Below are 21941 nucleotides of genomic sequence, written 5' to 3' on the forward strand. Positions count from 1 at the left end.
ACGGCGCCCCCCTCTGTCCTGCCGGACATCTCCCCCACGAGGGGGGAGATCAGCTGTCTCGCCGGCTTTCGCCAACCGCAGATGCTGCAGGATTGAGCGGGGCGCGGAAGCCGCCAATCTCCCCCCTTGTGGGGGAGATGTCCGGCAGGACAGAGGGGGGCGCGAAGGAACTCTCACCGTGGAAGCTGAGCACCCGATCAAGCGATGTGCAAGCCTTGGGAAAACGTTAGCCCGCCAAATAGGTGTCCGCCCAGTTCGATACTGCCCAGCGCGGGTTGTTGGCGATGTTGCCGACCGTGTCGCGGGCGACGGAAATGAAGCTCCACTCCGCCACATTGATCAGCGGCAAATCGGCCGCTACCTTCTTCTGGAACTCCTTGTAAAGCTCGGTTCGGGCCGCTGTATCCAGCGTCTCCGATGCTTTCGCGATCAGCGCGTCGAGGTCGGCGTTCTTGTAGCCGCCCTGGTTGGAGAACGGCACGCCGTCGGGAATGCCGCTCTGCACCAGGATGGTGGTCGAGATTGCCGGGTCGCCGCGGAACACCGGCGGACCGACGGCGAGGTCGAAGGCGTGATCGGTGTAGACGGCCTTGATGTGCGCGGCGGAGTCGTTGTTGACGATCTCGGCGTCGATGCCGATCGCGGCGAGCGCCTGGCGCAGATAATCGCCGAACTGCTTCGTCTCGTTGAAGTAAGGCGCCGGCAGCAGCTTCAGCGCGAAGCGCTTGCCGTCGTCGGCGCGCTTGTAGCCGGCTTCATCCAGCAGCGCATTGGCCTTGGCGACATCGAAAGGATAGGTCGGCACGTCGGCGGTGTAGAATTGCGGATCGTTCTTCGGCACCGGGCCGGTTGCGGTCGCGGCGTAGCCGAGGAAGATCGTCTTGATGACGAAATCCTTGTCGATGGCATGCGCGATCGCCTGCCGCACTTTCAGATCGGCCAGTTCCTTGCGGCGGTGGTTGATCTCGACGACGAGCTGGTAGGTCAGCCCCTCATAGCCCTTGGTGATGACCTTCAGGCCTGGCACCTTGGAGATGCGGTCGAGGTCGGCGAGCGGGACGGCGGAGAAGGCGGCGAGCTGGATCTCTTCGGCTTCCAGCGCGGCCGCGGCCGAGGTGCGGTCCGGCAGCACCTGATAGACGATCTCGTCGAGATAGGGCTCGTCCTTGCCCCAATAGGCGTCGTTCCGGGTCAGCCGGTAATACTGGCCGGCCTTGTACTCGGCGAATTTGAACGGACCGGTGCCGACCGGCGCGTTGTTGGCGGGGTTGTCCTCGATCTTGCCCACCTCATAGAGGTGCTTCGGCACGACGCTCGACAGCGCCGGCAGCGCATTGCGGATCAGCTGGAACGGCGTCGGCTTGGCGAATTTGAAGATCGCGGTGAGATCGTCCGGCGTGTCGACGGCGGCCAGGTCCTTGAACACGGTGCGGCCGAGATTCTGCAGCGGCTTCCAGATCTGCAGCGCCGAGAAGGCGACGTCGGCGGAGGTGAAAGGCTTGCCGTCATGCCATTTGATGCCGTCGCGCAACTTGAAGGTCACCGACAGGCCGTCCGCCGCGCCTTCCCAGGAAAGCGCCAGGCGCGGCTGAAGGCCGTCTTTGCCGTCGAAGGAGGCTTCGGCCAGGGTCTCGACGATCTTGCTGGAGATGAAGAAGACGCCGTTGGAAGCGACGATAGCGGGGTTGAGGTTGCGCGGTTCGGAATCGGCAGCCAGCACGAGGCGGCCACCCTTCTTCGGCGTCTGCGCGAAGCCGATGGTCGGCAGCGCGGTCGAGGCCAGCAGCAGCGCCGAGCCGGCCAGCAGGCTGCGGCGTGAAATCGTCAAATCGGACATCGCTCAAACTCCCCTCTTCGCGCCGTGACAGGCGCGGCAATCCGGTGATTATGGCCCTTGGCAAAGGTTTCGCCAGAGACGGATTTGGCGCATCATGGCTTGGCTTTGAAATTTCCGTCCGCTGGACCAGCCAGCCGAAAGAGGCTCTCATGCTCTTATCTGGCAGGACCAGATTACGGAGCGATGGGATCGGGATTTGGATTAGAAGCCTGCCTTTGGCGCGAAGTGATCAATTCTGGCTGGACCAGAGCGGCCAAAAGGATGCAGATTTAGCCAACAGCCATACATCGTGACGTTCGGCGCTCCTGCGGCCGATGAAAAATAGGGAGAGGCAGATGAACATCGCTCCGGGCAAAACCGAGGTCAGCAATGTCCCGTTCGACCAGGCGCGGGTGGACCGGCTGATGGAAGAGGCCGGTATCGACGTGCTGTTCGCCACGTCCAAGCACAACACGCAATATCTGCTCGGCGGCTACAAGTTCATCTTCTTCGCGGCGATGGACGCCATCGGTCACAGCCGCTATTTGCCGATCGTCCTTTACGAGAAGGGCGGGCCGGAACATGCCGCCTATATCGGCAACAAGATGGAAGGCGGCGAGCACCAGAACCATCCATTCTGGACGCCGACCTTGCACGCCGCCTGCTGGGGCACGCTCGATGCCGCCAATCTGGCGGTGGAGCATGTCAAAATAATCGGCAAGACGGCGGCGCGCATCGGCATCGAGCCGGGTTTCCTGCCGTCGGATGCCTACACGCTGATCCGCAAGGCGCTGCCGGATGCAAAGCTGATCGACGCGACCGACATGCTGGAGCGTATGCGCGCCATCAAGACCGAGGCTGAGCTGGAACAACTGCGCATCGCTTCCGAACTGATAACCGATTCCATGCTGGCGACGATTGGCTGGGCGCGCGAGGGCACGAGCAAGACCGACATCATCGAGCGGCTCCGGCGCGAGGAGACCAATCGTGGCGCGCATTTCGAATACTGCCTGCTGACGCTGGGTTCCAGCCACAACCGCGCGGCGTCCAGCCAGGCCTGGAAGAAGGGCGAAGTGATGTCGATCGATTCCGGCGGCAACTATCACGGCTATATCGGCGACCTCTGCCGCATGGGTGTGCTTGGCGAACCGGATGCCGAGCTGCAGGATCTTCTGGCCGAAGTCGAAGCGGTGCAGCAGGCCGCTTTTTCCAAGGTGAAGGCGGGCACGGTTGGCGGCGACATGATCGCGCATGCGGAGAGTGTGCTGAAGGCTTCCAAGGTTGCGGCCTATACGGATTTCTTCGCGCACGGCATGGGGTTGATCACGCATGAGGCGCCGTTCCTGATGACCAATCACCCGGTCGCCTATGAGGGTACTTATGCGGCCAAGCCGCTGGAGAAGAACATGGTGCTGTCGGTCGAGACCACCATGCTTCATCCGACACGCGGCTTCATCAAGCTGGAGGACACGGTAGCGGTGACGGACAGCGGTTATGTGATGTTCGGAGATCGCGGACGCGGCTGGAACAGGGGCGGGACGGCAGCATAGCGTCGACGGCGCTCCCCCTCACCCGGATTGCCAGCCGAATTGCGAAGGGCAATTCGGGGCAATCCGACCTCTCCCCAAGGGGAGAGGAGCCTGTCAGCGTCGGCGCCAACCTCTTCTCCCCAACGGGGAGAAGGTGGCCGCGAAGCGGCCGGATGAGGGGCTGCGACGCTGAAGATCACGCACCCGCCTGCAGCAGCCTGAAATCCGGCAGATCGCGTAGCGCCAGCTCCGGGCCGGCCGGCGAATAGACGACGAAGAGCTGCATCGGCTGGCCACCGGTGTTGAGCGTCGAATGGAAGCGGCTTTCCGGCACGTAGATGGTGCAGCCGGGGCCGACTTTCGCCACCGCAGGATTTCCGTTCTCGTCCTCGACCATCTGTTCGCCATTGCCGGAGATGACGAAGATGATTTCCTCCGCGCCCGGATGGTTGTGGCGGGTGTGGCCTTGGCCCGGCGGCAAGTCGACGACGCCGCCGGAGAAGCGCTCCGCGCCGTTCACTTCCGGCGCGACGGTCAGCGACAGCTTGCCCCAGTCGAAGCCGAAGGCGCTGACATCCTTCGGATAGACGAAAACCTTGCTCCTATCGGCCATTGTCTCATCCCTTCTTTTTCTTTGCTTCTGTCTTCTGGTCGTGAAGCGAAACCGCCTTGAAATCCGCCGTCTGCCTGGCGATCGCCGCTTCGGCCGGCAGCCGTTCCATCGAGCTTGCGCCGTAAAAGCCATGCAAGCCCTCGCAGCGTTCGAGAATGTAGCGCGCGTCGTCGGGCATCGAGATTGGTCCGCCATGGCAAAGCAGGATGACGTCCTTGCGCACCGAGCGCGCGGCATCGGCAATGGCGTCGATTTCCTTCACGCAGGCGTCGAGCGTTTTCGCCGAGGTGGCGCCGATCGAGCCTCCTGTCGTCACACCCATATGGGCGACGACGATGTCGGCTCCAGCTTTCGTCATGGCGCGCGCCTCGTCGGGGTTGAAGACGTAAGGCGTAGTGAGGAGGTCGAGCTTGTGCGCCTCGGCGATCATGTCGACCTCGAGCCCAAAACCCGTGCCGGTCTCCTCGAAGCTCTGGCGCATGGTGCCGTCGAACAGGCCGACGGTCGGAAAATTCTGCACGCCGGAAAAGCCCATCGTCTTCAGCTCTGCGAGCAGCAGCGGCATGATAACGAATGGATCGGTGCCGTTGACGCCGGCCAGCACCGGCGTCTTCTTCACCACCGGCAGCACCTCATAGGCCATCTCCTTGACGATCTCGTTGGCATTGCCGTAGGCAAGCAGGCCGGCGGCCGAGCCGCGCCCGGCCATGCGGTAGCGGCCGGAATTGTAGATAATGATCAGGTCGATGCCGCCGGCTTCCTCGGCCTTGGCCGACAGGCCGGTGCCGGCGCCGCCGCCGACGATCGGCACGCCGTCGGCGATCATCTTGCCGAATTTTTCCAGGATCGTTTTGCGTGGAATGGCAGCCATGCTTGTCTTGTCTCACTTCTTGGCGATGTCGAGGAAGGCCTCCGCCGCAGCCTTGGCGAAGGCGGGGTCGTTGATGTGCAGGGGCAGGCGAGTGACGGTGCGGTTCCTGGTCGGACCGGTCGTGCGCTCAATGGCGTCAAACAGCTCGGCGTCGGCTTCCGGATCGAAGAAGGCGCCGCCTTCGATATCGAGCGCCGAGACGCCCTTCTCCGGAATCAGGAAGCGGACCGGACCGTCGCATCGGGCAAGGCGACCGCCGATCCATTCGCCGATCTTGCGGCACTCCTCGGCGGTGGTGCGCATCAGCGTGACATTGGGATTATGCTCGTAGAAGAGCCGCCCGCGATATTTTTCCGGGATCGTCGGCGGCGCCCAGAAGTTCACCATGTCGAGCGCGCCGACCGAGCCGACATAGGGCAATTTCGTGCGCGCAATCGCGCCGAAGCGATCCTCGGTCGCCGGCAGCACGCCGCCTAACAGGAAATCGCAGATTTCCGTCGTGGTGATGTCGAGGACGCCGGCAAGCAGGCCGCTGTCGGCGAGCTTCTCCATCGAGCGGCCGCCGGTGCCGGTGGCATGGAAGACCATACAGTCATAGTCGGGGCGCAATCGGTCGACGATCGCCGTCACACAGGGCGTGGTGACGCCGAACATGGTGAGCCCGAGCGCCGGCTTGCCGGCGGCGGCCGAGGCGGGCTTCGCCGCCATGCCCGCGATCGCCTGGGCGGCATTGTGCAGCACTATGCGGGAGAGCCTGTTCAGTCCCGCCATGTCGGTGACCGACGGCATCATGATGATGTCGGAGATGTCGACGTAAGGCGCGGTATCGCCGGAGGCCAATGTCGAGACCATGATCTTCGGCAGGCCGAGCGGCAGCGCCCGCATGCCGGCGGTGACGATCGAGGTGCCGCCGCCGCCGCCGATGCCGATCGCCCCGGCGATGTCGTTACGTGACTGGATGAAATTCGCGAAGGCCGCGCCCATGCCGGCAACGGCGGCCCCGCGATCGTCGATGCCGAGAACAGCGCCCGCTCCCTTGGGATGATGCGCGGCGACCTCGCTGGCGGGGGTATCCACCGGGACGGTCGCGCCGCGCGTGCCGATATCGACACGGACGACCGCGCCGCCGGCCTTGGCGACGGCATCGGCCAGGAAGGCGAGTTCCTCACCTTTGGTGTCGGCGGTGCCGATCACATAGATACGCTTCATGGATGCGTCTCTCGGCTGGGCGGGCCGGAGATAGCGATGCTTAACGCATGAGAGCCTGTTGCTCTTCGGCGCCCCCCTCTGTCCTGCCGAACATCTCCCCCACAAGGGGGGAGATTGGCTTGCCTTGATGCCGCCGCTTCTCCTGCGACGCTCAAGATTGGCGAAAGCAAGCCGGAAATCCGATCTCCCCCCAAGTGGGGGAGATGTCCGGCAGGACAGAGGGGGGCGCCGTAGAGCGTCAACGTGGCCAATCCGGGAGCCATTGCAAATTTTTGAGACGCGCGTATCGTATTGATATGGATGTCTCACGTCAACAAGCCGCCTCCGCCGATGATGCCACGCAGGCGCCGGCCGCAGAGAAGGGGCCGCGCGCCCGCACGAAGAGGCTGATGCTGGAAACGGCGACGAGGCTGATGCAGTCCGGCATGACCCCTTCGGTCAGCGAGGTCGCGGAGGCGGCAGAGGTGTCGCGCGCCACCGCCTACCGCTATTTCCCGAGCCAGGCGGCGCTGGTGCAGGCGGTGGTCGATCAAGGGCTCGGCCCGATCCTCACCTGGAAGTCGGCATCCGACGATGCCGAGCGGCGCGTGGCGGACCTGTTCGCCACCGCGATGCCGCGCATCGAAGCCTTCGAGGCGACGTTCAAGGCGGCGCTGAAACTGTCCCTCGACCAATGGGCGCGGCGCCAGGCGGGCACGCTCGGGTCCGAACCGGCCTTCATTCGCGGCCATCGCGTCGACCTGTTGAAGGATGCGGTCGCGCCGCTCAAGGGGCGCCTGAAGCCGCGCCAGTTGAGGCGCCTGGCCCAGGCGCTGTCGCTGATGTTCGGCGTCGAGGTGGTCACGGTGCTGAAGGACATCTGGGGGCTGAACAGCGCCGAGATGATGTCGGTCGCGCAGTGGGCGGCAGGCGCCTTGGTGCGCGCCGCGATGACGGAATCGGAGGCAAAATCGGCAGGAATGGCTACGGCGCCTGAGGCGACGATCGGTTAAATCTGGTTCGACCAGATTGTAGGGACAGTTTTGAATGTTAATTGAGGTGGGCGGCTCGCCACAAGGGCTCCGCGTATCAAGGAGTAGGAAAAACGAGGGAAAACAGGCAGATGCAATAATGGTTGGCTCGTTCGTCCGCTTCTGGCCTTCCAAGAAAGCGCTTGACGCCAAGCTGAAATTGGTAATACCAGATTTAGGACCGATAAAGCGGATCAAAGTGAAGGCTGCGATCCATTTCCGACAGGGTGGGAGGCCTGGAACCGGAGAGGTGCCATCACAGGAGGAACTACCAAGGCCGGCTTCGCCGCCGGCTCGCATGAGACGGTAGAATGCGCACAAGGGAGGAAAACTATGCGCAAGATTGTGACCAGCGTGATTGCTGGTATTGGGCTGGCGCTTGCCTGCGGGACATCCGTCCGCGCGCAGGATAAGGAACTCACCATCTTCTGGGCGGAATGGGATCCGGCGAACTATCTGCAGGAACTCGTCAACGACTACACGGCCGAAACCGGCGTGAAGGTCACGGTTCAGACAACGCCGTGGCCCGACTTCCAGACCAAGGCCTTCACCGAGTTCAACGCGCATGGCGACGCCTACGACATGGTCGTCGGCGACTCGCAATGGCTGGGCGCCGGTTCGACGCAAGGCCACTATGTCGACCTGACCGACTTCTTCAACCAGCACAAGCTTGGCGACGTGATGGCGCCCGCGACCATCAAATATTACGCCGAGTACCCGGGCGGTTCCAGCAAGTACTGGGCAATCCCGCTGGAAGGCGACGCGATCGGCTGGTCCTATCGCAAGGACTGGTTCGAGGACCCGAAGGAGAAGGAAGCCTTCAAGGCCAAATACGGCTACGACCTCGCGGTGCCGACGACCTATGCGCAGCTGCGCGACATCGCCGAGTTCTTCCACCGTCCGGACCAGAAGCGGTACGGCGTGGCCATCTACACCGACAATTCCTATGACGCGATGGCGATGGGCGTCGAAAGCGCCATCTTCAGCTATGGCGGCGATCTCGGCGACTACGCGACCTACAAGGTCGACGGCATCACCAACTCCAAGGAAGCCGCCGCCGGCCTCGACATGTACAAGCAACTCTACAAGTTCACGCCTCCGGGCTGGGGCAAGACTTTCTTCGTGGAAGACAACCAGGCGATCACCGGCGGCCTGGCCGCGATGAGCATGAACTTCTTCGCCTTCTTCCCGCCGCTGGTGAACAAGGCCACCAACCCCTACGCCGACGTCACCGGCTTCTTCGCCAATCCGGCCGGCCCGGACGGCAAGCGCTTCGCCGCGCTCGGCGGCCAGGGCATCTCGGTCGTCTCGTATTCGAAGAACAAGGACGAGGCGATGAAGTTCCTCGAGTGGTTCATCAAGGACGAGACCCAGAAGAAGTGGGCCGAGCTCGGCGGCTACACCTGCAGCCAGGCCGTGCTGAAGTCCGAAGCCTTCCAGAACGCGACGCCCTACAACAAAGCGTTCTACGACACGATGTTCATGGTCAAGGACTTCTGGGCAACGCCTGAATACGCCGAAGTGCTCGACCAGCTGAACCAGAACATCTATCCGTTCGTGGTCGGCGGCAAGGGCACCGCCCAGGAGGCGCTCGACAAGACGACCGCCGACTGGAAGGCGACTTTCACCAAGTACAACCGTTACAAGTAAGCATCGCAGTCAGAATGCCGGAGGAGGTTTCCCCCTCCGGCATTCCTGTTTTCAGGAGACAAAGTTGGCTTCGGTAGCCCTTACCAATCTTGATCCAGCGTCCAGGGCCGCCGCTCGCGGCTGGTCCGATCTGACCATCCGCAACCTGTTCATCATCCCGACGCTGGTCTTTCTGATCGTCTTCAATATTTTCCCGCTGATCTATTCGCTCGGCTATTCCTTCACGAACTTCGCCGCGAACCGCAGCGAACCCTGGCAGTTCGTCGGCTTGCAGAACTATCGTGAGCTGCTGAGCGACGATCATATCTGGTCGAACTTCGTCATCACCGCCAAATACGTGATCGTTTCGGTGGCTGGGCAGATGATCGTCGGCTTCGGCCTTGCGCTTCTGCTCAACCGCAGCTTTCCGATGAAGGGCCTGGTCACCACGCTTCTGCTGCTGCCGATGATGATGTCCGCGGCGGTCGTCGGCCTGTTCTGGCAATTGCTCTACAGCCCGTCCTGGGGACCGATCAACTATGTCTTCGGCCTTGGCGACTTCGCCTGGCTCTCCAATCCCGACAGCGCGCTCTATGCAGTCGCGATCACCGATATCTGGATGTGGTCGCCTTTCGTCATGCTGCTGTCGCTCGCCGGTCTCTCGGCCGTGCCGCAGCATCTCTACGAGGCGGCCGCGATCGACCGCGCCGGCTGGTGGTACACCTTCACTCGCATCACCTTGCCGCTGGTCTCGCCGATCCTTTTGATCGCGCTGATCTTCCGCACCATGGAAGCCTTCAAGACCTTCGACATCGCCTACACGATGACCACCCAGCCGACCGCCGAGCTGATCGCGATCCGGCTCTACAAGCAGGCCTTCCAGCAGTGGGATACGGGCAAGTCCTGCGCGCTGGCCTACATCGTGCTGATCATGGTGCTGGCGATCACCAATCTCTACGTAAAGTATCTCAACAAGGTGAAGGAGCGCTGACATGGCCGCCGTCCGCACTTCTTCCGAGGTCGCCTTCAACCGCATCGCCATCGCCGCGGTGCTGATCGCGACGCTGATCTTCCTGGCACCGATCTACTGGATCGCCTCGACGGCCTTCAAGCCGAAGGAGCTCGCCGTCAGCGTCCCGCCCACCGTGCTGTTCGAGCCTGAGGTGACGCCGTTCGTGCGGCTCTTCACCAAGCGCGTGCAGATGCAGAAGCCCGTCGACCCGCAAGTCTACGATGCCGCGCCCTGGTGGGAAAAACGCATCTATGACGGCGGCGAGCGGGTTCTCAAGGTCGGCAAGGACGTGCAGCTTTCGCAATATCCCGACCGGTTTATGAACAGCCTGATCGTGGCTGTGATCAGCACGGTGCTGGCGGTGGGCATGGGAACCTTCACCGCCTATGGCTTCTCACGCTTCAAGATCGCCGGCGAGGCGGACCTGCTCTTCTTCATCCTGTCGACCCGCATGCTGCCGCCGGTGGTGGTCGCCATTCCGATGTTCCTGATGTACCGGGTCGTCGGGCTTAACGATTCGCATATCGGCCTGATCATCCTCTATGTCGCCTTCAACCTTTCCTTCTCGGTCTGGCTGATGAAGGGCTTCATGGACGAGATCCCGAAAGAATATGAGGAGGCGGCACTCGTCGACGGCTACACGCGCATGCAGGCCTTCTTCAAGATTGTGCTGCCGGAAGCGGCGACCGGCATCGCCGCCACCGCGGTGTTCTGCTTCATCACCGCCTGGAACGAATACGCCTTTGCGCTGATCATGACCAACCGGCGCGCGCAGACGGCGCCGCCCTTCATCCCCTCGCAGATCGGCTCCGGCCTGCCGGACTGGACGACGATCGCGGCAGGTACCTTCCTGTTCCTGTTGCCGGTCGCAATCTTCACCTTCCTGCTGCGCAACCATCTGCTTCGCGGCGTGACGTTCGGAGCAATCCGCAAATGAGCTTTCGCTCCACCAACGAGAAGTACCTGCTGCCGGCCTCGCAAATCCTCATGGTGCTGGGCATCGTAGCGCTCTGCCAACCATGGAGCCTCGGCCTGCATTCATACGGTGTGACGATCATCCTGATCGGGCTGATCGGCTTCAACGTCACGTCCAAGATCGCACCGGAGCAGAGCGAGGAAACCGGCGCCGCGACGCATGAGGGAGCCCGCCAGTGACGCAGATCGAACTTCGCGGCATCGAGAAATTCTTCGGTGCCGTCCAGGTCATCCATAATCTGAACCTGGCCATCGCCGACAACGAGTTCATCGTGCTGCTCGGCCAGTCGGGCTGCGGCAAGACCACGACGCTGCGCGCCGTGGCAGGGCTGGAGACGATCGACCAGGGCGACATCCTGATTGACGGCAAGCCGGTGCAGCACCTCAAGGCTGCCGACCGCGACATTGCCATGGTATTCCAGTCCTTCTCGCTCTATCCGCATATGACGGTGTTCGAGAACGTCGCCTTTCCGCTGCGTGCAATGCGCATGAGCAGTGGCGAAGTCGACAAGTCCGTGCGCGAGGTCGCCCGGGTCCTGCGCATCACCGATCTGCTCGACAAAAGGCCGTCGGCGCTCTCGGGCGGCGACATGCAGCGCGTGGCCATCGGTCGTGCGCTGGTGCGGCGCCCGAAGGCGATGCTGATGGACGAGCCGATCGGCGCGCTCGACGCCAAGCTGCGCGAGGAGATGCGCGCCGAGATCAAGCGTCTGCACGTCAAGCAAGGCTCCACCACGATCTACGTCACCCACGACCAGATCGAGGCGATGAGCCTCGCCGACCGCATCGTCATCATGCATGAAGGCTTCATCCAGCAGGTCGGCACGCCAGACGATGTCTATTCGCATCCGGCAAACCTGTTTGTGGCGCAGTTCGTCGGCAGCCCGGTGATGAACATCGCCCAGGCCAGTGTCGCGGATCAGGCGGGCGCTGCCTCCGTGACCGTCGGCGATGCGCCGACTGGCTTCGAGTTCCCGCGCCATCTCCTGTCCAGGCTCAACGGGCATGCAGCCAATGGCGGCCTGACGCTCGGCATCCGCCCGGAGGGCGTACTCGTGCGGCACGATGCGGCGCCCGGCTACATGCCGGTCGAGGCGAGCATCATCGAGCCGCTCGGGTCGTTCGACATTGTCGATCTCAGGGTCGGCTCCACGATGCTGCGCGCCCGCACCAAGGCGGGCTACGTCTCGGGCCCCGGTGAGAAAGTCCATGTCCGCATCGATCCCGAGCAGGCGCACTTTTTCGACACGGCAAACGGCAAGTCGCTGGGAGTAAGGCTGTAATGGCCCATATCGAACTGAAGAACATCACCAAGAAATACGGCAGCCACACCGCGCTGACGGGTCTGAACCTCGACATAGCCGACGGCGAGTTCTTCGTGCTGCTTGGCGAGACCGGCGCCGGCAAGACGACGACGCTACGCCTGATCGCCGGACTGGATAAGCCGACCGAGGGGCAGGTTCTCATCGATGGTGTCGACGTTGCCGGATGGGGCGCGGCCGAGCGCGACGTCGCGCTGGTGCTGCAGCAATATTCGCTTTATCCGCGCTACACTGTGCGGCAGAACCTCGAATTTCCGCTGAAGCCGAAGATCCGTCGGCTGCCGGATGCCGAGATCAAGGACCGCGTCGCGCGCGCCGCCCGCACGCTCAGGATCGAACACCTGCTCGACCGCAAGACCGACCGGCTTTCCGGCGGCGAGATGCAGCGCGTCTCGATCGGCCGCGCCATCGTGCGCAAACCGCGCGTGTTCCTGATGGACGAGCCGCTGTCGGCGCTCGACGCCAAGCTGCGCGAGGCGCTGCGCACGGAGTTGAAGAACCTTCAGATGCAACTCGGCGCCACCTTCCTGTTCGTCACGCATGACCAGATCGAGGCCATGTCGATGGGCGACAAGGTCGGCGTGCTCAACCATGGCCGCATCGTGCAGACGGGCACGCCGCATGAGATCTACAACAATCCGCGCGACACCTATGTCGCGAGCTTCGTCGGCTCGCCGCCGATGAACCTCATCGACGGCAGACTGGTCGACGACCGCGCGGTGATGGCGCCGATGAATTTCGAACTGCCGCTCGCAATTGGGGCCAAGACTTTTGGGGGAGCCAAGGCAAGCGGCGCGACCGACGGTCGCCCGCTCGTCTTCGGCATCCGTCCGGAGGACGTCTATCTGGAGAGCGGGGCTCCGGTTGAGGCACGCGTGCACGATGTCGAGAACCACGGCGTGGAGAAGATCCTGACGCTGAGGGTCGGCGACACGATGCTGCGGGCCACGGTGCCGGCCAGGACCGACGTCGCGATCGAAGAGCCGGTGCGCTTTGCCTGGAATCCCGACAAGGTGGTGATGTTCGACAAAGGCAGCGGCGTCAGCCTGCGGCACGTCGGATAGAAGTCGGGCTTAGCCTGCAGTCTTATTTCGGCAGATAGGTCTCGTAAGGCGTGTCGTTGATCAGCAGGATCACGCATTCGGTGTCCGACAGGCAGGCGTCGTCATGCATTTCGTCGGCCTTCTGGGTCCAGTAGGAGCCGGGCGGCAACTCGACCTTGGTGGCTTCGCCGCCCTGCATCTGCCAGTGCGCCCAGAGACCCTTGATGACCACTGCGCGGTAATCGGCGGTGTGGGCATGGACGGGCGCGCGCCAGTTGCCGGGAACCTTCAGCAGCGTGCCGGCCGGTCCTCTTGCCCGTTCGCCCCATAGCGGGCCAAGGCGCTGAGGCTGGCCTGGCGCTTCGACGGCGTAAGGGATCTTGTCGGCCGGCAGGTAGCTGTCTTCCAGCGCGAAAGCCGGGCTCGGCAAGATGGCAAGTGCGGCAAGGGCAAGCGGTGCAAGATGATTGGGCATGGCGGTTTCCTCCGCCGGCCAGCTTATGCGGCCTCGGCCGACGCGGAATGACGCGGCGTCCAAAAGACTTGGCAATTCCTCCAGCCCGACAGCCGCGATCAGGATTGTTCGTCGCCGCTGGCATTGCGGAAATGGCTCGGCGCCACGCCCATCACCCGCTTGAAGGCGCGGCTGAAGGAGGCTTCCGAATCATAGCCCAATCTCGAGGCCGTGACCGAAACCCTCGTGCCGTCGCGGGTAAGCCATTGCCGCGCCTGGTGCATGCGCACGCGCAGCACGTATTTGGCCGGCGTCTCGCCGACCACGGCGGCGAAGCGCTGCGCAAAGGCGGAGCGCGAGGCGCCCATCATCCTGGCCAGCGCCTCGACCGTCCAGTCGCGCTCCGGCTGCAGGTGGATGGCGGCGAGCACCTTGCCGACATCGGGGTTGCGCACGGCGGCAATCCATCCGGTGGCGTCGCCGCAGCCGTTTTCCACCCAGGAGCGGATGATGGTGGCGGCCAGCACGTCGGCCAGGCGAGCAAGAATGCCGCCGGAGCCGACGCGGTCCATCGCCACCTCGCCGGCCATGGCGTCGAGCAGATGCTGGATACCGGGCGCGTTCGCCATCAGCTTATGCGCCTGCATCAGGTCGGGCATCATCTCCAGCAGCGGATGCGAGCCGTCGAGGTTGAAATGCATCGAGCCGCAAAACAGCAAGGTCTTGCAGCCGTCGCAGCCGTTCGAGACGTCGTAGATGTTCTCGCATACCGGCTCGATGGTGTAGCGGCCGATCGGCACCGGCGGCACGCCGGGCGCGCTTGCCAGCACATGCTCGTCGCCGCGCGGGATCAGCAGCGCGTCGCCCACCGAGAGCTCGATCCATTCCTTGGCCGGCGAGAACAGCCAGCAGCCCTGCTGTCCGATGAAATGGAAACGCGCGGCCTTCTGCGCGGAGAAGGAGACGGCCCAGGGCTCGCCCAGCACGCAGCGGCCATAGTCGACGCCATCGAGGCGCAAGCCACGCAACATGTCGGTGAGCGGGTCGCCCGAAGTCTCCAAAACCGATTTGGACGAATTGTAATTCATTTCGGCGTTTCTAGCATGGAAACTCCAGATAGTCACTCCCTATGTTGCACTGCAGCCAAATGTTGCGCTGCAACTCACCGGAGATTTGCCATGACCGAGCCCGCCACAGGCGCCATCGACGCCGCTGTCCTCGACAGAACCGAACCTGAAGAACGAAGTGAGCCTGCGTGGGCCGCGGTGGTCTCGCTGGCGCTCGGCGTTTTCGGCCTGGTCACCGCCGAATTCCTGCCCGCCAGCCTGTTGACGCGATTGGCGCAAGACCTGGGCGTCAGCGAAGGCGCCGCCTGACAGGCGGTGACCGCGACGGCTGTCGTCGGGGCAATTGCCGCGCCGACCATGGCGATCGTTACCAAGCGGCTCGACCGCCGGCTGGTCATGTGGATCCTATCCGTCCTGCTGATCGTCTCCAATCTCGTCGCCGCCTTCGCCTCATCGCTCACCATGCTGCTTCTTGCCCGTGTCGTGCTGGGCGTGGCGCTCGGCGGCTTCTGGTCGATGTCGGCGGCCATGGCGCTCAGGCTGGTGCCGATGCGGCTGATGCCGCGCGCCATGTCGATCATTCTCACCGGCGTCTCGGTCGCCACCGTCACGGCGGCTCCGGTCGGCGCCTATGTTGGCGATATCTGGGGTTGGCGTACCGCCTTCATGATCGCCGCAGTCGTCGGCGGACTGGCGCTTCTGGTGCAGCTCGCCACCCTTCCCAGCCTGCCGCCGACGACCGTGGCAAGCTTCCGCACGCTGGTCGAGGTGCTGAAGCGGCCCATGATCCGCATCGCGTTGCTGGTAGTGCTGCTGGTCGCCTCCGGACAGTTTGCCGGCTTCACCTATGTGCGGCCGTTCCTTGAGACAGTTCCGGCGATGCCGATTGAGACCATCTCGCTGGTGCTGCTCGCCTATGGCATTGGCGGCTTCTTCGGCAATTTTGCCGGCGCGTTCCTGGCCGAGCGCAACCTGAAAATGGCCGTGGGCCTGGCGCCGCTGCTGATCGCCCTCTCGGCGGCTGTGCTGCTTGCGCTCGGCGCTTCGCCGATTGCGGCGGCGGTCGCCGTCACCGCCTGGGGCTTTGCCTTCGGCGCCGTGCCGGTCGGCCTGCAGACCTGGCTGGTGCGCGCCGCGCCCGACCAGGCTGAAAGCGCCGGCGGGCTGATGGTCGCGACCTTCCAGGTGGCGATCGCGCTGGGCGCCATCTTCGGAGGGCTGCTGGTCGATCACGCCGGCGTGGCCAGCGCTTTCGCCTATGGCGGCGTGGCGACCTTGCTGGCGGCGCTGGTGGCGTTCCTGATGGGGCCCAAGCAGGCCGCCGCGTAGCAAAGACCGCTTGCCCTTGCGAGTATCGGCCCGGCGGCTCTCACGAGCGCCGGGCTGTTAATTCTAGCTTCAAGCCGAGCGGCCGTCGAACTCGAACACCTCGATTGCGGTGAGATCGACATCTTCCAGGCAGTTGATGTTGATATAGGCGGACCGTTCGTTGCCCTGGCTGACGTCCTCGGCGAAAGGATGCACGCCGCAGGTGCGGCAGAAGCGGTGCGCGATTTGAGTCTTGCCGAAGGTGTAGCGGCCGAGGTCGTCGCCCCAGGCGACCAGATTGAGTTTATCATGCGGCACGGCCCACAGCAGCGCCCCCTTGCGCCGGCAGATCGAGCAGTTGCAGCGCACGGCCATGCCGAGCTCGCCCTCGACCTCGAACGCCACCTTGCCGCAGTGGCAGCTGCCTTTGTACAGCATCAGCATCTTTCCATCGCTGGCAGGGTGCAAAGGCACGCTTGCCGGGTTATCTCTTTGCCGGCCAACACCAGGCCGCACGCCCTAAAGACGTTGCAATTTTGCAAGGCCCGACATCGAAAATGCAATCCGTCCGCGATCGCCTCGAAATCATCCTGTCACGTCTTGCCAATCGGGCGGGGGATGAGAAGGTCTATACGAAGCTCTATGCCGAGGCCGCGCGGGCAGCCGCCGAAGCGTCCGATGCCCGCCGCAAGGCCGGCGTCAGCCTTGGGCCGCTCGACGGGCGCATCGTTTCGATCAAGGATCTGTTCGACGTCGCCGGCGAACCGACAGCGGCCGGATCGCTGATCCGCGCCAGCGCCGAACCGGCGGCGCGGGACGCGGCGATCGTGCAGAGGCTGCGCCAGGCGGGCGCCGTCATCCTCGGCAAGACCAACATGACCGAGTTCGCCTTCACCGCGATCGGCGACAATCCGCACTATGGCACACCGGGCAACGCTGCCGATGCCGGCCTGATCCCGGGCGGCTCATCGTCTGGGGCGGGCGTTGCGGTCGGCGAGGGCACGAGCGACATCTCGATCGGTTCGGACACCGGCGGTTCGGTGCGCATTCCCGCCTCGCTCAACGGCATCGTCGGCTTCAAGCCGACGGCGCGGCGCGTGCCTTTGACGGGCGCCTTTCCGCTGTCGATGACGCTGGATTCCATCGGTCCGCTTGCCCGCAGCGTCGCCGATTGCGCGATTGCCGATGCGATCATGGCGGGAGAAGAGCCGGCGGCGCTTCAGCCGGTTTCGCTCGCCGGCCTGCGCGTCGGCATTCCACGCGGCGTGCTTTTCGACGAGACGCAGGAGCAGGTCGCCGAAGCTTTCGAGGCCTGCATCGACAGGATCGGGCGGGCCGGCGCCCGTGCAGCCGATTTGTCCATCGACGATCTCATCGCCGAGATGCGCGCGGCAACCAGGCGCGGCACGATCGCGTCGATGGAAGGCGCCGAAATCCATGCCGATTGGTTGGCGAGCGGCGCCTCGGTGCCGGTCGATCCGCATGTCACCGGGCCATTGACGCGCGCGCTGGCTGTCCCTGCCTCGGCCTACATCCGGACGATCCGCCGCCGCGCCGAACTGGCCGCCTTGATGGACGAACGGCTGGAGGCGGTCGATGTTCTGGCATTGCCGACCGTGCCGATGGTCGCGCCGTCCATCGCCGCCATGGCCGGCGACGAAGAACTGCGCGACAAGACGGAAGGGCTGCTCTTGCGCAACACGCAGGTCGCCAACCAGTTCGACCTTTGCGCGATCTCGCTGCCGATGACCGGCACGAAACTGCCGGCCGGATTGATGCTGGTGGGCAAGCACGGGCATGACAGTCATCTGCTGCGCATTGCCGCCGCGGTCGAGACTTTGCTTGGCCGTTGATTGCGGAGGCCATCAGGATGCAAGTCCGGAAAGGCTGGCGGGAATCTCAGGTCTGCACCTGTCGCGATGTTCGCCTCGGAACTATTCGCCGACCGGAAAGCGCCGCCGGTAGTGCTCTATCACTTCCGGATTGCGCAGGTTGACCGGCAGCTTGCCGGCGAGCACCAGCAAGGCCTCGCCGGCGGCGCCGACACCCATGCGCATCATTGATTCCTCGGTGATGCCGGCCATATGCGGGGTGACGATGACGTTGTCGAAGCCGAAATAGGGATGGTTCGGCGGCAGCGGTTGGGTCGCAAAAACGTCGAGCGCAGCGCCGCCGATGCGGCCGGCACGCAGGGCTTCGATCAGCGCCTCATCATCCACCACCGGGCCGCGCGAGACATTGATCAGCAGCGTGTTGGGTTTCATGCGGGCAATGCGCTCTCGACTGATGAGGCCGCGCGTTTCCTGCGTCAGCGGGCAGCAGAGCACGATGATGTCGCTCTGCTCGACCAGCGCATCGATCGACAGGAAGCCGACACGCTCGGGCGCGGGGCGCAGGCTGCGCGTGGTCGCCACGACATTGAGGTCGAAGCCGTGCGCGGCGATGTGGCCGACAGCCTGGCCGACCGCGCCGAGGCCGACGATGCCGATGGTCTTGCCGGCCAGCTCGCTGGTCGAGTTGGCGTGCTCGCGGCCGGCAAGCCAGCCCTTGGCGCGCAGGTCGCGGTCCATCATTCGGAAGCGCCGCAGCAGGGCAAGTGTCACGAACATCACATGCTCGGCGACCGAGCGGGCGTTGACGGCGGGCACGTTCGCCACCAGCACGCCGGCGGCGGTCGCGGCCTCGACCGGGATCATGTCCAGCCCGGCGCCGTGGCGGATCGCGGCGCGCAGGCTCGAAGCACCCGCAAACAGCTCCGGCGGCAGCGGCGCGCGCACGATGACGATGTCGGCGTCGCTGGCCTCCGCGGTCAGTGTCTTGGCATCGAGCGCGGAAGCGATCGCAAGCCGTCCGGCGCCGGCCAGCATCGCCGTGGCGCGAGGATGCAGCGGATGCGTCGACAGTATCTTGCGCATGGGGTTCCATTCCCGCATTTGTGCGATGCCAAGCTAAACGTCTGGCTGCAAAATGCTCAAGGGCATTTCGCCGTTTCACGGAAACGGAGAACTGCCCTGTCTCTGTGGGTTCACTTTCGGACGGAAGGCTACGCGAAGGTGCCGAACCTGACCGTCCACACTTTCCTGAAATTGCTCAAGCCTTCTCGAGCGCAGCGCTTTTCGGCTCCATTCCGCGGCCTTCGATAATCCCCTTCCAGTAGCTCTCGGCGCCCTGCAAATGGGCATTCATCAGGGCCTGGGCGAGGTTGCCGTCGCGGCGCAACAGCGCTTCGTAGATCTGGATATGCTCGGCATGCGAACGCACCGAGCGTTCGGGATCGTTGAAATAGATCGGCAGGCGCTGCTCGCCCATCAGGTAATAGACGCTGCAGATATTGTGGAAGACGCTGTTCTTGGTCGCGCGCACGATCTCGAGGTGAAACTCGCGGTCTTCCTTGGCGAGGCCTTCGCCGGCGGCGATGCGCTCTTCGGAAGCCTTCAGGATTTCGCGCAGGCGCTCGAAGTTCTCCTCGGTGGCGCGCGAGCAGGCAAGCTCGGCCGCCTTGATCTCGTGGATCTTGCGCAACTCGACGGTTTCGTAGATCTGCACCGGATCGAGCGGCAAGCCGGCGCGGGCGAACAGCGCCAGCGCTTCCACGCTCGCCTGCTTGGTGTCGATATAGATGCCGGATTTGGCGCGGCGCTCGACGATGCGCATGGCCTCGAGGATGGCGAGCGCCTCGCGGATCTGGCCGCGGCTGACACCGAAATGTTCCGCCAGCTCTCGCTCGGAGGGCGTGCGGCCGGACTCCTTGTCCGAGTTGGAAAAGAGATAGGCGGCGAGTTCCGCGAGAAGGTTCTTTTCTTTCATCGTCAAATACGTTGCGCGTGCGCCTCCAGGAATCGCTCGGAGATGGTGAATCCCAATCCAGGCTTTTCAGGGATCGCTATCATACCGTCCTTCGCCTCGACAGTCTCCTCGACGAGGTCGTGGATCATCGGGTTGGCGCCGAGCGAATATTCAATGGTGAAGCTGGCGGGTGAGGCGGCACACACATGCAACCCGGCAAAGAAGCAGGGCGCGCCGGCCCATAGATGCGGCGCGAATCGCAGGTTGAAGGCGCTGGCGATGGTGCCGATCTTCATCGCCTCGCTGATGCCGCCGCAGAAGGCGGGATCCGGCTGGAAGATGTCGGCCGACTTCAGCACAGCCAGATCGCGGAAGGCATAGCGCGTCGCCTCGCTTTCGCCAGTGGCGATCGGCGTCGATCCCGAGGCGCGCACGTCGGCCATGCCCGGCTTGTCGTCGGCGGTCACCGGTTCCTCAAACCAGGCAAGGTCGAGATCGGCGGTGAGGTTGATGAAGCGCTTGGCCTCGGCGACGGTATAGGTGCCGTGCGCGTCGACCATCAGATCGACGTCGGGACCGATCGCCTGCCTTGCGGCGCGCACGCGCGCGGCCGAGGCATGTGGGGCACCATCCATGGCGCCGATGCGCATCTTCAGCGCCTTGAACCCGCCCTTGGCGATGTAGGATGTCAACTGCTCGCCGATGGCGTCGGCTGAGGCCCAGCCGCCCGAGGCATAGGCCTGCATGCGCTCGACCTTGCGGCCGCCGAGCAGCCGCCACACCGGCTGCCCCAGCGACTTGCCGAGGATGTCCCACAGCGCGATGTCGACGGCGCTGATCGCCGCCACACTCATGCCGCGTCGCGCCAGCTGCGGCATGGCATGGCCGGCATGCGCCGCCGTCTCATGCCGCACGCCGTTGTAGAGCATTTCCCAGATGATGCCGATGTCGGCCGGATCGCAACCGATCAGCTGCGGGCCGATCTCGTGGTTGAGCATATGGACGAGCGCGCCATAGCTGCCAGCGCTGCCGGCGGCGTTCTTGCCCTCGCCCCAGCCGACAAGGCCGTCAGCGGTCTCGATGCGCAGAATGGCGGCGTCGAACGTCGTCACCTGACCGAAGTCGCTGCGATGCTGCTTCGCGACTTCGATCGGGATACGAACCCACCAGGCCTGGACGCTCTTGATGCGCATGTTTTCCCTTCGGCCCCTCCGCCCGCCGGGTGGAAGGGACAGGTTTCGATCGGAGGCCTACTTGATCAGCGGCAGCAGCGTTTCGGCGGTGATGCGCATCTGGTCGGTGTAGAATTTTTCCGTGAGCACGCTGGAGCCGTGGTCCTGGATGAATTTGAGCTGCTCGGGCGAGATGTCGACCGGATTGCGCTCGACCATCTCCGGATAGGGCGCCGCCGGCGTGCGGTCGACGGGCGCGACGAACTCGTTGGTCAGCGCGCCGTCATAGCCGACTTCCTTCAACGTGCGCACGATCTTCGGCCAGTCGATCTGGCCAAGGCCGGCTGCGAAGCGGTTGTTGTCAGCGACATGGAAATCGAACAGGCGCTTTCCGACCTGACGGATCGCGTCATAGACGTTAAATTCCTCCATGTGGATATGGTAGGCGTCGAGGCAGACGCCGCATTCGGGGCTCACCGCATCGGCGAGCGCCAGCGCCTGGGCGCCGCGGTTGAAGAGGTAGGTCTCGAAGCGGTTGAGCGGCTCGACGGCGATCCTGACGCCGACCTTCTGGGCATGGCTGAAACATTCGCGCGTGGCATCGACCACCCAGCCCCATTCCTCCGCCTCGGTGCCGTCCGGCACGACCTTGCCGACGGTCGCGGGCACCAGCGTGATGATCTCGCCGTCGAGCTCGCTGACCATGGTGAGCACGTCCTTGACGTATTGGACGGAGCGCTCGCGCTGGCCCTGGTCCCTTGCGGCGAGGTTGCGCTCGCCGAGCATCAGAGTCACCGAACCCCAGCAGCGGATGCCGTGCTCCTTCAGGAGCGCGCGCGTCTCCTTGGTCTTGTACTGCTCGGGCTCGCCGGAAATCTCGATCGATTCGTAGCCGAATTTCTTGATGCGCTTGAGCGTCACCTCCAGCGGTTCCGCCCGCATCCAATTGTGCGTCGAAAGATGCATGGTCTATCCTTCCCAGAATTCGCCTGTCACATTCTACCCCGCGACGCCTCCAGTAGAGGCGGGCGCATGATTCCTCCCCAAGGCGTTGCCAGCGTTTTCCTCGAAACTGGTTCGACCAATTGGGCCCTTCATGACCTCTACAGCAAATTTTCATGCACG

General features: G+C 64.0%; 20 protein-coding genes and 1 pseudogene. 10 read left to right on the plus strand and 11 right to left on the minus strand.

Annotated features, from left to right (window positions below):
• Positions 1–226: 226 nt before the first annotated feature.
• Entirely contained in the window at positions 227–1837 is a 1611-nt protein-coding gene (locus FJW05_RS21525) for an ABC transporter substrate-binding protein (protein ID WP_140547036.1), read from the minus strand.
• A 335-nt stretch (positions 1838–2172) separates the two neighbouring features.
• Between FJW05_RS21525 and FJW05_RS21530 the strand changes: the two genes are divergently transcribed.
• Positions 2173–3366 (plus strand): Xaa-Pro peptidase family protein, encoded by a 1194-nt coding sequence (locus FJW05_RS21530; RefSeq protein WP_140547035.1) that lies wholly within the window; start codon positions 2173–2175, stop codon positions 3364–3366.
• A 175-nt stretch (positions 3367–3541) separates the two neighbouring features.
• On the opposite strand, the gene FJW05_RS21535 is transcribed toward FJW05_RS21530, so the two are convergent.
• Genes FJW05_RS21535 through FJW05_RS21545 form a run of 3 tightly spaced genes read right to left on the minus strand, consistent with a single transcriptional unit; the run spans position 3542 to position 6038 of the window.
• A complete protein-coding gene (locus FJW05_RS21535; protein ID WP_140545892.1) occupies positions 3542–3958 on the minus strand; it encodes a cupin domain-containing protein in 417 nt (138 codons plus the stop codon).
• 4 nt (positions 3959–3962) lie between these two features.
• On the minus strand, positions 3963–4829 hold the full coding sequence (locus FJW05_RS21540; RefSeq protein ID WP_140635518.1) for a phosphoenolpyruvate hydrolase family protein: 867 nt from the start codon (positions 4827–4829) through the stop codon (positions 3963–3965).
• Positions 4830–4841: 12 nt separating this feature from the next.
• Entirely contained in the window at positions 4842–6038 is a 1197-nt protein-coding gene (locus FJW05_RS21545; RefSeq protein ID WP_140635520.1) for a Tm-1-like ATP-binding domain-containing protein, read from the minus strand.
• A gap of 296 nt (positions 6039–6334) precedes the next feature.
• Between FJW05_RS21545 and FJW05_RS21555 the strand changes: the two genes are divergently transcribed.
• The 7 genes from FJW05_RS21555 to FJW05_RS21585 all read left to right on the plus strand — a co-directional run bounded on the left by FJW05_RS21555 (position 6335) and on the right by FJW05_RS21585 (position 13050).
• Entirely contained in the window at positions 6335–7030 is a 696-nt protein-coding gene (locus tag FJW05_RS21555) for a TetR/AcrR family transcriptional regulator (protein ID WP_140635643.1), read from the plus strand.
• A gap of 351 nt (positions 7031–7381) precedes the next feature.
• Positions 7382–8698, plus strand: a complete 1317-nt coding sequence (locus FJW05_RS21560) for an extracellular solute-binding protein (protein WP_140545888.1) — start codon at positions 7382–7384, stop codon at positions 8696–8698.
• A gap of 64 nt (positions 8699–8762) precedes the next feature.
• On the plus strand, positions 8763–9668 hold the full coding sequence (locus FJW05_RS21565) for a sugar ABC transporter permease (protein WP_140545887.1): 906 nt from the start codon (positions 8763–8765) through the stop codon (positions 9666–9668).
• 1 nt (position 9669) lies between these two features.
• Positions 9670–10626, plus strand: coding sequence for a carbohydrate ABC transporter permease (locus tag FJW05_RS21570; protein ID WP_140545886.1), 957 nt, complete (start codon positions 9670–9672; stop codon positions 10624–10626).
• On the plus strand, positions 10623–10844 hold the full coding sequence (locus tag FJW05_RS21575) for a hypothetical protein (RefSeq protein WP_140635522.1): 222 nt from the start codon (positions 10623–10625) through the stop codon (positions 10842–10844). The genes FJW05_RS21570 and FJW05_RS21575 overlap by 4 nt, the downstream gene beginning before the upstream one ends.
• A complete protein-coding gene (locus tag FJW05_RS21580) occupies positions 10841–11947 on the plus strand; it encodes an ABC transporter ATP-binding protein (protein WP_140635524.1) in 1107 nt (368 codons plus the stop codon). The genes FJW05_RS21575 and FJW05_RS21580 overlap by 4 nt, the downstream gene beginning before the upstream one ends.
• Positions 11947–13050 carry an ABC transporter ATP-binding protein gene (locus tag FJW05_RS21585; RefSeq protein ID WP_140545884.1) on the plus strand — a complete coding sequence of 368 codons (1104 nt, stop codon included), beginning with the start codon at positions 11947–11949 and terminating at the stop codon, positions 13048–13050. The genes FJW05_RS21580 and FJW05_RS21585 overlap by 1 nt, the downstream gene beginning before the upstream one ends.
• A 22-nt stretch (positions 13051–13072) precedes the next feature.
• On the opposite strand, the gene FJW05_RS21590 is transcribed toward FJW05_RS21585, so the two are convergent.
• Both FJW05_RS21590 and FJW05_RS21595 read right to left on the minus strand, forming a co-directional pair.
• Entirely contained in the window at positions 13073–13504 is a 432-nt protein-coding gene (locus FJW05_RS21590; protein ID WP_140545883.1) for a DUF4437 domain-containing protein, read from the minus strand.
• Positions 13505–13602: 98 nt separating this feature from the next.
• Complete coding sequence (locus tag FJW05_RS21595) at positions 13603–14571, minus strand: AraC family transcriptional regulator (protein ID WP_140635526.1); 969 nt, start codon at positions 14569–14571, stop codon at positions 13603–13605.
• Between the two features lie 90 nt (positions 14572–14661).
• On the opposite strand from FJW05_RS21595, the pseudogene FJW05_RS21600 reads away from it, so the two are divergent.
• Positions 14662–15879, plus strand: a pseudogene (locus tag FJW05_RS21600) (MFS transporter).
• A gap of 69 nt (positions 15880–15948) precedes the next feature.
• On the opposite strand, the gene FJW05_RS21605 reads toward FJW05_RS21600, so the two are convergent.
• Positions 15949–16296 (minus strand): GFA family protein, encoded by a 348-nt coding sequence (locus FJW05_RS21605; RefSeq protein WP_140635528.1) that lies wholly within the window; start codon positions 16294–16296, stop codon positions 15949–15951.
• Between the two features lie 119 nt (positions 16297–16415).
• Between FJW05_RS21605 and FJW05_RS21610 the strand changes: the two genes are divergently transcribed.
• Positions 16416–17711 (plus strand): amidase, encoded by a 1296-nt coding sequence (locus FJW05_RS21610; protein ID WP_140635530.1) that lies wholly within the window; start codon positions 16416–16418, stop codon positions 17709–17711.
• Between the two features lie 81 nt (positions 17712–17792).
• On the opposite strand, the gene FJW05_RS21615 is transcribed toward FJW05_RS21610, so the two are convergent.
• From FJW05_RS21615 to FJW05_RS21630, 4 genes are all read right to left on the minus strand, one after another.
• Positions 17793–18773, minus strand: coding sequence for a hydroxyacid dehydrogenase (locus FJW05_RS21615; RefSeq protein ID WP_140635532.1), 981 nt, complete (start codon positions 18771–18773; stop codon positions 17793–17795).
• A 175-nt stretch (positions 18774–18948) separates the two neighbouring features.
• Positions 18949–19665, minus strand: coding sequence for a FadR/GntR family transcriptional regulator (locus tag FJW05_RS21620; RefSeq protein WP_140545878.1), 717 nt, complete (start codon positions 19663–19665; stop codon positions 18949–18951).
• Positions 19666–19667: 2 nt separating this feature from the next.
• Entirely contained in the window at positions 19668–20837 is a 1170-nt protein-coding gene (locus FJW05_RS21625) for a mandelate racemase/muconate lactonizing enzyme family protein (protein WP_140635534.1), read from the minus strand.
• A gap of 57 nt (positions 20838–20894) precedes the next feature.
• Positions 20895–21782, minus strand: a complete 888-nt coding sequence (locus FJW05_RS21630; RefSeq protein ID WP_095769204.1) for a sugar phosphate isomerase/epimerase — start codon at positions 21780–21782, stop codon at positions 20895–20897.
• Positions 21783–21941 lie beyond the last annotated feature (159 nt).

This window comes from Mesorhizobium sp. B2-9-1, from assembly GCF_006439455.1.
In the GTDB taxonomy this organism is placed as follows: Bacteria; Pseudomonadota; Alphaproteobacteria; order Rhizobiales; family Rhizobiaceae; genus Mesorhizobium.

Excerpts from the sequence above, each read along its gene's own strand:
- FJW05_RS21545 (WP_140635520.1), bottom strand. The coding sequence starts at position 6,038 with ATGAAGCGTATCTATGTGATCGGCACCGCCGACACCAAAGGTGAGGAA.
- FJW05_RS21625 (WP_140635534.1), bottom strand. The coding sequence starts at position 20,837 with ATGCGCATCAAGAGCGTCCAGGCCTGGTGGGTTCGTATCCCGATCGAA.
- FJW05_RS21585 (WP_140545884.1), top strand. The coding sequence starts at position 11,947 with ATGGCCCATATCGAACTGAAGAACATCACCAAGAAATACGGCAGCCAC.
- FJW05_RS21555 (WP_140635643.1), top strand. The coding sequence starts at position 6,335 with ATGGATGTCTCACGTCAACAAGCCGCCTCCGCCGATGATGCCACGCAG.
- FJW05_RS21530 (WP_140547035.1), top strand. The coding sequence starts at position 2,173 with ATGAACATCGCTCCGGGCAAAACCGAGGTCAGCAATGTCCCGTTCGAC.
- FJW05_RS21575 (WP_140635522.1), top strand. The coding sequence starts at position 10,623 with ATGAGCTTTCGCTCCACCAACGAGAAGTACCTGCTGCCGGCCTCGCAA.
- FJW05_RS21560 (WP_140545888.1), top strand. The coding sequence starts at position 7,382 with ATGCGCAAGATTGTGACCAGCGTGATTGCTGGTATTGGGCTGGCGCTT.
- FJW05_RS21540 (WP_140635518.1), bottom strand. The coding sequence starts at position 4,829 with ATGGCTGCCATTCCACGCAAAACGATCCTGGAAAAATTCGGCAAGATG.
- FJW05_RS21525 (WP_140547036.1), bottom strand. The coding sequence starts at position 1,837 with ATGTCCGATTTGACGATTTCACGCCGCAGCCTGCTGGCCGGCTCGGCG.
- FJW05_RS21610 (WP_140635530.1), top strand. The coding sequence starts at position 16,416 with ATGCAATCCGTCCGCGATCGCCTCGAAATCATCCTGTCACGTCTTGCC.
- FJW05_RS21620 (WP_140545878.1), bottom strand. The coding sequence starts at position 19,665 with ATGAAAGAAAAGAACCTTCTCGCGGAACTCGCCGCCTATCTCTTTTCC.
- FJW05_RS21615 (WP_140635532.1), bottom strand. The coding sequence starts at position 18,773 with ATGCGCAAGATACTGTCGACGCATCCGCTGCATCCTCGCGCCACGGCG.
- FJW05_RS21630 (WP_095769204.1), bottom strand. The coding sequence starts at position 21,782 with ATGCATCTTTCGACGCACAATTGGATGCGGGCGGAACCGCTGGAGGTG.
- FJW05_RS21590 (WP_140545883.1), bottom strand. The coding sequence starts at position 13,504 with ATGCCCAATCATCTTGCACCGCTTGCCCTTGCCGCACTTGCCATCTTG.
- FJW05_RS21570 (WP_140545886.1), top strand. The coding sequence starts at position 9,670 with ATGGCCGCCGTCCGCACTTCTTCCGAGGTCGCCTTCAACCGCATCGCC.
- FJW05_RS21595 (WP_140635526.1), bottom strand. The coding sequence starts at position 14,571 with ATGAATTACAATTCGTCCAAATCGGTTTTGGAGACTTCGGGCGACCCG.
- FJW05_RS21535 (WP_140545892.1), bottom strand. The coding sequence starts at position 3,958 with ATGGCCGATAGGAGCAAGGTTTTCGTCTATCCGAAGGATGTCAGCGCC.
- FJW05_RS21605 (WP_140635528.1), bottom strand. The coding sequence starts at position 16,296 with ATGCTGTACAAAGGCAGCTGCCACTGCGGCAAGGTGGCGTTCGAGGTC.